The 251-nt window shown below is 59.0% G+C and carries 1 protein-coding gene; it reads left to right on the top strand.

The genetic code is table 11. The features are described from left to right. Positions 1 to 27: 27 nt before the first annotated feature. Positions 28 to 251 (top strand): tetratricopeptide repeat protein (locus tag SB822_RS59320; protein ID WP_410859404.1); only part of this gene is annotated, 224 nt, incomplete at its 3' end.

Genomic DNA, 251 nt, shown 5'->3' with positions numbered 1-251 from the left:
CGTGGGGTGGGCTCCGCCATTGCGTCAGTGGATGATGTTGTTGGTCAGCTCCGCAGTCGACTCGGTGAGCGTGCCACGTCGATCGATGAGGATTCCAAGCCACTTTCTGTCGCGACAACATCCAGTCTCGACGCGCTACGGTCCTATTCGCTCGGTCAAAAGAGCTATGTCCAGGGTGAATACGCGGGGGCGGCTTCCTTCTACGAACATGCGGCCGAGTTGGATCCCCAGTTTGGTCTCGCATGGATGGG

The sequence above is a fragment of the Paraburkholderia sp. SIMBA_054 genome (assembly GCF_046534875.1).
In the GTDB taxonomy this organism is placed as follows: domain Bacteria; phylum Pseudomonadota; class Gammaproteobacteria; order Burkholderiales; family Burkholderiaceae; genus Paraburkholderia; species Paraburkholderia hospita.
Note: the sequence above shows the minus strand (reverse complement) of the source record. Positions and strands in the feature narration are given on the sequence as shown.